9 protein-coding genes are annotated in these 9,714 nt (G+C 72.2%); 6 read left to right on the top strand and 3 right to left on the bottom strand.

The annotated features are described in order from the left end of the window. Positions 1 to 61: 61 nt before the first annotated feature. Positions 62 to 832, top strand: a complete 771-nt coding sequence (locus ACR9ZK_RS18775; RefSeq protein WP_481343479.1) for a glycoside hydrolase family 1 protein — start codon at positions 62 to 64, stop codon at positions 830 to 832. Positions 833 to 920: 88 nt separating this feature from the next. Here ACR9ZK_RS18775 and ACR9ZK_RS18770 read toward each other — a convergent pair whose 3' ends face one another. After that, positions 921 to 3,932 carry a glycoside hydrolase family 3 protein gene (locus ACR9ZK_RS18770; protein ID WP_481343478.1) on the bottom strand — a complete coding sequence of 1,004 codons (3,012 nt, stop codon included), beginning with the start codon at positions 3,930 to 3,932 and terminating at the stop codon, positions 921 to 923. A 274-nt stretch (positions 3,933 to 4,206) separates the two neighbouring features. Here ACR9ZK_RS18770 and ACR9ZK_RS18765 point away from each other — a divergent pair, with 274 nt between their 5' ends. Together ACR9ZK_RS18765 and ACR9ZK_RS18760 are read left to right on the top strand one after the other, a co-directional pair. After that, positions 4,207 to 4,485: a hypothetical protein gene (locus tag ACR9ZK_RS18765; protein WP_481343477.1), complete on the top strand. Its 279-nt coding sequence runs from the start codon at positions 4,207 to 4,209 to the stop codon at positions 4,483 to 4,485. Positions 4,486 to 4,582: 97 nt separating this feature from the next. Further along, the gene (locus ACR9ZK_RS18760; RefSeq protein WP_481343476.1) at positions 4,583 to 5,458 is read left to right on the top strand and encodes an SGNH/GDSL hydrolase family protein; all 876 of its coding nucleotides are present in this window, start codon (positions 4,583 to 4,585) and stop codon (positions 5,456 to 5,458) included. An 18-nt stretch (positions 5,459 to 5,476) separates the two neighbouring features. Here the strand turns inward: ACR9ZK_RS18760 and ACR9ZK_RS18755 are convergent, their stop codons facing one another. Beyond that, a complete protein-coding gene (locus tag ACR9ZK_RS18755) occupies positions 5,477 to 5,968 on the bottom strand; it encodes an Lrp/AsnC family transcriptional regulator (RefSeq protein WP_481343475.1) in 492 nt (163 codons plus the stop codon). Here ACR9ZK_RS18755 and ACR9ZK_RS18750 point away from each other — a divergent pair. From ACR9ZK_RS18750 to ACR9ZK_RS18740, 3 genes are all read left to right on the top strand, one after another. After that, positions 5,967 to 6,131 carry a hypothetical protein gene (locus ACR9ZK_RS18750; RefSeq protein ID WP_481343474.1) on the top strand — a complete coding sequence of 55 codons (165 nt, stop codon included), beginning with the start codon at positions 5,967 to 5,969 and terminating at the stop codon, positions 6,129 to 6,131. The genes ACR9ZK_RS18755 and ACR9ZK_RS18750 overlap by 2 nt on opposite strands. 96 nt (positions 6,132 to 6,227) lie before the next feature. Continuing rightward, a complete protein-coding gene (locus tag ACR9ZK_RS18745) occupies positions 6,228 to 7,610 on the top strand; it encodes an NAD-dependent succinate-semialdehyde dehydrogenase (RefSeq protein ID WP_481343473.1) in 1,383 nt (460 codons plus the stop codon). A gap of 41 nt (positions 7,611 to 7,651) precedes the next feature. After that, the gene (locus ACR9ZK_RS18740) at positions 7,652 to 8,014 is read left to right on the top strand and encodes a cupin domain-containing protein (protein ID WP_481343472.1); all 363 of its coding nucleotides are present in this window, start codon (positions 7,652 to 7,654) and stop codon (positions 8,012 to 8,014) included. Positions 8,015 to 8,072: 58 nt separating this feature from the next. Here ACR9ZK_RS18740 and ACR9ZK_RS18735 read toward each other — a convergent pair. Further along, positions 8,073 to 9,714, bottom strand: a 1,642-nt coding sequence (locus ACR9ZK_RS18735) for an ATP-binding protein (protein WP_481343471.1), incomplete at its 5' end; no start/stop codon positions are given.

Here is a 9,714-nt window from a genome sequence, read left to right as displayed (position 1 = left end):
CCCCCCTCTTCCCAAGCAAAACACGCCACCCCAGATGTAGCTCCGTCTCGTGGGCTCGGAGATGTGTACCCCCCCCCCCCACGTGCCGAGTCCTGTCGACCCGTCCAGCCCTGGCGACCTCGAGGCGGTGCGCAAGGTCGACGCCCTGGCGAACCGGGCGTTCCTCGGGCCGATGCTCGAGGGCCGTTACCCGGAGGACCTCGTCCGCGACGTCGCGGGCGTCAGCGACCTGGGGTTCGTCCACGACGGCGACCTCGAGCAGATCGCCCTGCCGCTCAGCGTCCTGGGCGTCAACTACTACGCGAGCTGCCTGGTGCGCGAGCACGTCGGCACCGGCCCGAGGGAGACGGCCGACGGCCACGGCGACGGCGCGAGCCCGTGGGTGGGGGCCGACGACGTCGAGTTCCCGGCCACGGCACCGCCGCACACCGCCATGGGGTGGAACATCGACCCGGCGGGCCTGACCGAGCTGCTCACCGACCTGGCGGCGCGCTACCCCGGCCTGCCCCTGCTCGTCACCGAGAACGGGGCCGCGTTCCCCGACCGCGTGGACGCGGACGGCCGCGTCCGCGACGCCGACCGCACCGACTACGTCCGCCGGCACCTCGAGGCCGTCGCCGACGCGATCGAGGCCGGCGCCGACGTGCGCGGCTACCTCCTGTGGTCGCTGCTCGACAACTTCGAGTGGGCCTACGGCTTCGAGCGGCGCTTCGGCATCGTCCACGTCGACTACGACACCCAGGCCCGGACCGTCAAGGACTCGGGCCGGTGGTACGCCGGTCTGCTCGCCAGCCACGAGGCCACCTGGTGCGGGGGAACCGCCGGCGGCTGACCGGCCCCACCGACCCGCACGACGAACGGCCCCGCCCACCTGCTCGTGGGCGGGGCCGTTCGTGTCGGTCCGACAGGGGACTACGGGACTACCGGAGGGTGAAGGAGGAGATCCGCACCCCCTTGTCGAGGACGAGGTAGAGGTCCTCCGTGCCCGCCGACGCGGTGACCGACCCCGTGACCGACGCGGTGACCGGGCGGTACGTGTAGACGCTGCCGGTCGGCGCCACGGTGGCCCGTCCGACCACCGGACCGGTCGGGGACCCGACACGCAGCTCGACGGTGCCGTCGGCCGGCCCGTCGAGCGCCGCCTGGGCGGTGAACGTCAGGGGCCCCGAACCGAGACGGGCGTCGCGGTAGACCGCCCAGCCCCCGGCCGCGGGGGCCGTGATCGACGTACCCGCCGCCTTGGACTCGTCGACGAGGCTGATGCCCGAGTAGTCGTCGAAGTTCATCGCCCTCGTCGCGACGCCCAGGTCACGAGCAGGCACGACCTCTCCGCGGACGTCGATCGACGTCCGTGCGCGGATGTCCGCCGACGACCGGCCGACGAGGAGGTCGTGCACCGAGCGCTCGACGACCCACCGGCCGCGCGTCACGTCCCACACCGCGAGGTCGGCGGCCTTGACCTTGATGGCCACCTGCCGGGACTCGCCGGGAGCGAGCGTGACCTTGGCGAAGCCGAGCAGTCGCCGTTGCGGCTGCGGGGTCCGCGAGGTGCGCTGGTGGTCGTAGAGCTGGACGACGTCCGCACCGGCGCGGGTGCCGGTGTTGCGGACCGTGACCCGGACGGTGACCGTGCCGTCCGGCGCCACCGATGCGGGCGTGGCGGTGGCCCGGCCGTACGCGAAGTCGGTGTAGCTGAGGCCGTGCCCGAACGGGTAGAGCGGTGTGCCCTCGTAGTACTGGTACGTGCGCCTGCTCTTGATGATGTCGTAGTCGTGGATGCTCGGCAGCGTCGTGCCCTCGCGGTACCACGTCTGCGTCAGGTGGCCCGACGGGTTGACGTCGCCGAAGAGGACGTCGGCGAGCGCGTTGCCGGTCTCCTGGCCGGCGTGCGTCGTCCAGACGATCGCGGGAACGGTCTGCTGCGCCCAGTCGATCGTCTCCGGGTAGGAGGTCTCCAGCACGAGCACGGTGTGGGGGTTGGCGGCGAGCACCGCCTCGACGAGACGCCGCTGCGCTGCCGGGAGCTCCATGCTCGTGCGGTCGCGGTTCTCGCGGCCGTTGATGAACGGCATGCTCCCGACGACGAGGACGGCGGCGTCGCTGCGTGCTGCGGCGGCTGCTGCCTGCGCCGTGCCGCTGCTCAGGGTCTCGCGCGTGAACCGGCTGGCCTCCGACGCGGACCTGGCGTCGACGCGCAGGACGCCGTCAGGCCCGACCCGGACGTAGGTGCCGCCGCCGTACCAGCTCTCCCGCGTCTCGTAGCCCGCGTAGCGCAGGACGACCGACCCGTCGGGCTGGTTCTCGATGGCGAACTGCTGCTGGACGAACCACCCGTTCGGCTGCTTGTCCTTGGTGACGAGGGCCGACCCGGTGTTGCCCACGACGTTGCCCGTCGAGACGTTGCGCAGCGTGACGACGTCCTCGCCCCAGTCGAAGACGTCGAACTGTGCGGCCGGACCTGCGGTGTCGCCTGCTGCGGCCACCGTGTCGGAGCCGGTTGTGCCGCGAGAGGTCACGTACTTGCCGGTCGCCTTGTCGCGCAGGGCGATCCGGTCGACACCCTCGACGGTGCTCACCGAGCCGGAGCTGCCGAGCCGCTTGGTGATGCCAGCAGCCGGCGTGACCGTGTAAGGGGCGTTGCCGCCGTACCAGTCGCTGTAGACGGTGTCGGCGAGCTGGCCGATCACGGCGACCTTCTGGTCCCGCGCTGCGTCGAGGGGGAGTGCGTTCCTCGAGTTCTTGAGCAGGACCATCGCCTCGGCCGCTGTCGTACGAGCCAGCTGCTGGTGCTCGGGGGCGTTGACCTCCGAGGCCCCGAGAGCCCCGTACGGCCCGCCGTCCGGGTCGAACTCGCCGAGCCGGAACCGCAGGGTGAGGGCGTGCGACGCTGCGGCGTCGACGTCCGCCTCGGTCATGAACCCCTTGGCGAGCGCCTCCTTGACCGCGGTGGTCATCGAGGTCGGGTCGGCGTTGTCCGCCACGTAGCCGTCGATGCCGGCCCTGAACATCGCCGCCTCGGCCTCGGGCTGGGTGTCGAAGTAGTGCTGGGAGCCGACGAGGTTGCCGGGGGCGAAGGCGTCACTGACGTTGTAGAGCGGCGTCTTCGAGACGGACCGCAGCTGGCCGATGAGGGGGTCGACCGTGGAGGGACGCCCGTTGACGAGGTTGTACGAGGCCATCATCCCGGTGGCCGCCCCGGCCGCGAGCGGCGCCGTGAACGCCTTGAGCTCGTACTCGTTGAGGACGCGCGGTGGCAGGTTCGAGGACGACGTGTCGCGCTGCGCCTCGTTGTTGTAGCCGATGAGGTGCTTGAGCGTCGGCGCGGCCTTGAGGTAGGTCGTGTCACGGCCCTGGATCCCGGAGCCGTAGGCCGTGGCGACGGCGCCGGTGAGCAGCGCGTCCTCGGAGTAGCCCTCCTCGTTGCGGCCCCATCGCGGGTCGCGCAGGAGGTTGACGACCGGCGCCCACAGGTTGAGGCCCCACACCTCGGGGTCCTTCGCGTGCAGGCCGCGCGCCTCGTCACCGACGGCGGAGCCGACCTGCTCGACGAGCCCGCGGTCCCACGTGCTGGCCAGGCCGAGCGCCTGGGGGAACTGGGTGGCGGTCGCGGTCACGACGTTGCCGTTGTCGCGGTGGTCGTTCGACCACGCGACACCGTGGAGGGCCTCGGTGCCCGCCTTGAAGATGCCGATCCCGAGCCGCGGGACGGGCTGCTGGTACTGGTGGAGCAGCCCGATCCGCTCGTCGAGCGTGAGTCGGGACATGAGGTCCGCGACCCGCTGCTCGATGGGGAGCCTGGGGTCGCGGAAGGGAAGGTCCGCTGCGGTGACGACCGCACCGGTGGCGGCGCGCGGAGCGACGAGCGCTCCGGTGGCCGCGACGACGACGGCCGCCGCGAGGGCGGCCGTCCTTCGGGTCTGCCTACGTCTCACAGATCGTGGGGGGTGGACCACGCTGTCCTCCTGATAGGTGTCGAAGCGCTTCGAGTCGAAGCGCTTCGACTCTGTCAGTGCCACCTGGGGCGGTCAAGGGGCCGACCACGTACGTGGACGGAATACGTGCCCGTCTACGTATCTCCCCCGATTCGCCGAGGTCGGCCGACCGCGACCGTGGAAGACGTGATGCAGAACCCGACCAGACGCAGCGCCTGTCCTCGGCGCACCGTCAGGACCACCGACTAGCCGCGTTCCACCCGAGGAGCTCCCCATGTCCATCGCACCCACGGCCTACCGGGTCGAGACCCACGCCCCAGCGCTCGACGTCAGCGTCGTCCCCGTGACGGAGCTGTCGGTGGGCGACCTCGTGTTCGACACGGAGGGCATCGCCCACGCCCTGGTGTCGGTGGAGGTGGGGATGAACTCCACGGTCTGGATCCAGCGCGTCGACCTGCCCTACGTCGAGCACGTCACCGGGGCGATCCTCGTCGCCCGCGCCGCGTCGGAGCCGGGTGCTCGCCCCCGCTGGACGAGCGCGCTCGCCGGCTGAAATCCGTAGCGATCTCCGTAACTCCCCGGATGTCGCGACACCACCGAGGGACGACGCTGGAGCGAGGTCCAGCAGCAAGGACAAGGAGGTGAAGGTCATGGACGACTCCCAGGCACCGCGCAGCGACGACGCGTCCGCCCCGGGGCGGCGGGGTGCCGCCCGTGACTACATCCGGTTCGTCGCGCTGGGCGACTCGGCCTCGTGCGGCGTCGGAGACGCGACGCCCGACGGATGGCGCGGCTGGGCCAGGATCCTCGCCGACTCGATGGCGACGGACCACTACGTCTCCTTCTGCAAGCTCGCCGTCCCCGGCGCCACGGTGGCCGACGTCCGGCGGCGGCAGCTGGCGGACGCCCTCGACCACCGCCCGGTGCTGGCCTCGCTGGTGGTCGGCATCAACGACGTCTTCCGCTCCACGTGGGACCCCGAGCAGATCCGACGGGACCTGCTGTTCTGCGCGGGGGAGCTGGCCCGCCAGGGCACCCTGCTGGTGACGGTGAGGTTCCACGACCACGCGCGCGTCCTGGGTCTGCCGGAGGTCCTGGCGCGTCCCGTGCGGCGCCGCATCGAGGTCCTCAACGAGATCTACGACGAGGTGCACGAGAGGTACGGCGTGCTTCGGCTCGACCTGTCCGCCGACCAGGACATCTACTCGCGGGACCTCTGGGCCGCCGACCGGATGCACCCCTCCGAGCTGGGCCACCGACGGCTCGCGCGGCTCGCCGGTGAGCTGCTCGTCGAGGAGGGCCTGCGGTTCGGCCTTCCCTCGATGGCCTGCACGGGCGAGCCCCCGAGGCGCCGGGACCTGGCCCGCACCCTGGTCGCCGACGTCGCCCCCTGGTTGGGCCGCCGGGTCCGGGACCTCGGCCCGTGGTCCATCGGCGAGGCGACCCGTCGCACCCGGGAGCTCCTGCGCCGGGCCACCACCCGAGGGCCGCTCGACGTCGCCCGGTGGAAGCTCGAGCTCGGATGACCTGCTCGCGGCCGCGCGTCAGTCGGCCTCTTCGCGCGTCCGCTGCGGCAGCAACCCGGAGCGTCGTGGCGTCTCGTTGAGGACCAGAAAGGTCCGGATGCCGGCGATGCCGGGAACACGGCGCAGGTCCTCCTGAAGGAAGGCCCGCAGGTGGTCGGCGTCGCGGAAGCGGGTCAGCAGGACCATGTCGAACTCGCCGGCCAGGTCTGCGGCGAACTCCACCTCCGGCATCTCCTCGAAGGTGGCGGCGAACTCCGTCCATCGCCAGAACTTCTCCGTGCTCGCCCGCAGCAGCACGAGCGCGGCGAGGGACAGGCCGACCTTGTACGGGTCGACCGCGACGGTCAGGCGCTGGATGACGCCGGCCTCGCGGAGCTGGGCCAACCGGGCATAGGCCGTGCCCCGGGACACCCGTGCCGCCTTGCACAGCGTCTCGACCGGCGCCCGAGCATCGGCCTGGAGGGCGCCGAGCAGAGCCAGGTCGATGTCGTCGACCGCAACCTTCGCCATGACGTTCCTCCTCGAGGTCGAACCGGTCGCCGCACCTGACGATATCTCGATATTGCCGGACTGCTTCGACGCAGACCACGACCACGCGCGCGATCTGTCCAGGCAAGAGGGCCTTCCGATCGAAGTCGTCCAGCAGATGGCGGTCAGGCTGGATCCGCCCTGACCCGCCGCACTAGCGTTCCGCCGTGGTTCCTGCCGTTCGCCGCCGGGTGGGGCCGGCCCACCCTGCACCCCACCACCGCACCACCGGGAGAAGGACATGACCCAGACACCGCCGTACCAGGTCACCGACCCGGCCACCGGGCAGGTGGCCGACCGCTTTGCGTTTGCCAGCGATGCAGACGTCGAGGCAGCGCTGACCGCCTCCTTCGAGGCCTTCGAGGCCTGGCGGGCCCGCCCGGTCGAGGAGCGTGCGGCGATCGTCGGGCGGGTGGGCGTGCTGTTCACCGAACGCGCCTCCGAGCTGGGCGCGCTGGTCACGCGCGAGATGGGCAAGCGGCCCTCCTCGGCGCGCGGCGAGGCCGCGTACTGCTCCACGATCTTCGACTACTACGCCGCCCACGGCCCGGCGCTGCTGGCCGACCAGCCGCTGCCCGGCCGCGACGGCGCCCGCATCGAGCACCTCCCGATGGGCCCGCTGCTGGGCGTCATGCCGTGGAACTACCCGTACTCGCAGGTCGCCCGGTTCGCCGCCCCGAACCTGCTGGCCGGCAACACCATCCTGGTCAAGCACGCCGAGAACTGCCCCACGTCGGCGCTGGCCATCGCCGAGCTGATGCGGGACGCCGGCGTCCCCGAGGGCGTCTACCTCAACCTCTTCGCCACCCACGAGCAGGTCGCCACCATGATCGCCGACCCCCGCGTCCGGGGCGTCTCGCTCACCGGCTCCGAACGGGCCGGTGCTGCGGTCGCCGAGGCCGCCGGGCGGCACCTGAAGAAGGTCGTCCTCGAGCTCGGCGGCTCCGACCCGTACATCGTGCTCGACGCCGACGACGTGGCCGCCGCCGCCGAGCAGGCCTGGGCGACCCGGGTCGCCAACGTCGGCCAGGCCTGCAACTCCAACAAGCGGATGATCGTCATGGACGACATCTACGACGACTTCGTGGCCAGGCTCGTCAAGCAGGCCTCGGCGATGACCCCGCGGGGTCCGGGTGACGACTCCGACACGGCCTACTCCCCGATGGTGTCCCGCCGGGCGGCCGAGACGCTGCTCGCCCAGGTCCGGGACGCTGTCGCCCAGGGCGCCACGCTGCACGTCGGCGGCGAGCTGGTCTCCGAGCACGGCGCCTACTTCGCGCCCGCGGTCCTCACTGACGTCACGCCGCAGATGCGGGCCTACCGCGAGGAGCTCTTCGGCCCGGTCGCCGTGGTGTACCGGGTCGGCAGTGACGACGAAGCGGTGGCGCTGGCCAACGCGGTCGACCTCGGTCTCGGGGGCTCGGTCTGGAGCACCGACGAGCAGCGCGCCGCCCGCGTCGCCGCGCGGCTCGAGGTCGGCATGGCCGCGGTCAACACCCCCACCCCATCGGGCCCCGACCTGCCCTTCGGCGGCATCAAGCGCTCCGGCTTCGGCCGCGAGCTCGGCCCGCTCGGCATCCACGAGTTCGTCAACAGACGCCTGTTCTACGTCCAGGCGCGATGACCGCCGTCATCGAGAGCCGAATGCCCGAAAGGAAACTCCGCATGTCCTACGTCCACCAGCCCGCCACCGTCGTCACCGGGGCCCTCGAGCCCAGGGGCCAGCGCCCCGGCGCCGACAGCGGCGACCCCCAGATCTCGTCGCTGGCCTTCGACACGCCGGGTGACGTCCGGGTCGGCATCTGGGAGTGCGAGCCGGGTGGGTGGCCGGTCGTCGACCGCGCCGACACCGAGACCTGCTACATCCTCAGTGGCCGGGCGACCATCACCGACGGCGAGACCGGGCACCGCTACGAGATCTCCGCCGGGGACGTCGTCGTGCAGCCGCGCGGCTGGTCGGGGCGCTGGGACGTCACCGAGACCATCCGGAAGGTCTACAGCATCGGCGTACCGGCCGGCGACGCCTGAGGTGAGTCGGCCGGCGTGCGCCCACGGGCGTACGCCGGCCGGGCTGCGTCCCGGCGCGTCAGCGACCCTGCTGGTCGAGCACCCAGGCGCTCGCCTGCGTCCGGGACGTGAACCCGAGCTTGGTGAGGATGTGCTCGACGTGGGTCTCGGCGGTCCGCGGTGCGATGACGAGCCGGGCCGCGATCTCCTTGTTGCTCAGGCCCTCGGCGAGCAGCTGGGCGATCTCCCACTCCCGGCGGGTCAGGCCGCCGGGGGTGGCCGTGCTCGGCGGCCGCCCGGGGGCGTCCACCGAGCCCCGGTCGGAGGAGGCCCGGGACGACAGGGCCAGGGCCACGGCCTGGTCCGTGGAGAACGCCACGCCCTGCGCAAAGGCCGCCTCGAAACGTCGGTCACCGATGGCTGATCTCACCTGCTCCTGCGCGAGCCGGCCGAAGTCGCGGTAGACCGCCTGCGAGGCGTTCCCGCCGATGGCCCGCCAGACCGCCCCCGCGGCTCCGAGCAGGCGCGCCGCGTGCTCGTCCGGAGAGGCGGATGCCGCACACCAGGCGAGGCCCTCGACGCAGACGCTGAGGCCGTCGAGGTTGTTCATGGGCAGGAAGCGGCGGACGCCGTCGCGCAGCGAGAGGGCGGCCTCCCGGTACCGCCCGGCGCGCCACTGGGCCAGGCCGAGTCCCCAGAGGGCCCAGCCCTGCGACGACTCCGCGTCGTGGCGCCCGGCCAGCTCGAGGACCTCGCGGCTGAGGTCCTCGGCCAGGGGGTCGCCGAGGAACATCATGGCCAGGGCGTGCAGGTGCACGATGCGCCACTCGTCCCTGGTCGCGCCGAGCCGTCGGGCATCGGCTCGTGCGGCTTCCAGGAACGGCACGGCTTCGGCGGGGTGCCCACTGTGGACCCGTAGGTGTCCTTCGCACTGCTTGACGCGGCTTGCCAGCAGCTCGTCACCGAGGAGGACCGCGAGCTCGCGGGCTTCGGCGAGGAGGGCTCGGGCTCGGTCGAACTCGCTCAGGTGGATGGCCAGGTTGACCGTCGCGATCAGCCCGTCCCCCCGGCTGCGCGTCGGCTCGGTGGAGCGCTCCAGGCCGCGGAGCAGGTAGCGGTACCCCTCGTGGACATGTCCCGCGTGCCACCAGGGCCAGAGCGGTGCGGCGATGTCCAGGGCGGCCGACCCTTCCCCGGGCTCGGTGAGGCAGAAGTCCAGGGCCGTGCGGACGTTGCTGTGCTCGCGGGCCATCCGGACGTACCACTCGGCCTGGTGGGGGGTGAAGAACTCCGCCCCGAACGCGGCCGCCAGCCGACGGTAGTGGTCTCGATGCCGCAGGCGGATGGAGCGGGCCTGCGGTGGGGCCAGCCGCCCAGCCCCGTACGTCCGGATCGTCTCCAGCATCCGGTACCACGCAGCGCCGCGCTCCAGGTCGTGCTCACGACCGACGATCGACTTGTCCACGAGCCCGGCCAGGCACGGCAGCACGTCCGCCCGGGCGAGGCCCTCACCCGTGCAGACCTCCTCGGCCGCCTGCAGGTCGAAGCCACCCGAGAAGACGGACAGCCGCGTCCACAGCACCTGCTCCTCCGGTGAGCACAGGTCGAAGCTCCACGCGACCGCGGTCTCCAGCGCCTGCTGTCGCGCCGGCACCGCGCGGCGGGCACTCGTGAGCAGCGAGAAACGGTCCTCGAGCCGGTCCAGCACCTCCGCCGGCGAG

It is taken from the genome of Monashia sp. HAY1-5C, from assembly GCF_056755255.1.
The sequence above is the reverse complement of the archived record's forward strand: the minus strand, read 5'-3'. Positions and strand labels throughout refer to the sequence as shown.

What these genes read in the sequence shown, in the direction of transcription:
- ACR9ZK_RS18740 (WP_481343472.1), top strand. Translation starts at nt 7,652, where the DNA reads ATGTCCTACGTCCACCAGCCCGCCACCGTCGTCACCGGGGCCCTCGAG.
- ACR9ZK_RS18755 (WP_481343475.1), bottom strand. Translation starts at nt 5,968, where the DNA reads ATGGCGAAGGTTGCGGTCGACGACATCGACCTGGCTCTGCTCGGCGCC.
- ACR9ZK_RS18750 (WP_481343474.1), top strand. Translation starts at nt 5,967, where the DNA reads ATGACGTTCCTCCTCGAGGTCGAACCGGTCGCCGCACCTGACGATATC.
- ACR9ZK_RS18760 (WP_481343476.1), top strand. Translation starts at nt 4,583, where the DNA reads ATGGACGACTCCCAGGCACCGCGCAGCGACGACGCGTCCGCCCCGGGG.
- ACR9ZK_RS18765 (WP_481343477.1), top strand. Translation starts at nt 4,207, where the DNA reads ATGTCCATCGCACCCACGGCCTACCGGGTCGAGACCCACGCCCCAGCG.
- ACR9ZK_RS18745 (WP_481343473.1), top strand. Translation starts at nt 6,228, where the DNA reads ATGACCCAGACACCGCCGTACCAGGTCACCGACCCGGCCACCGGGCAG.
- ACR9ZK_RS18775 (WP_481343479.1), top strand. Translation starts at nt 62, where the DNA reads ATGTGTACCCCCCCCCCCCACGTGCCGAGTCCTGTCGACCCGTCCAGC.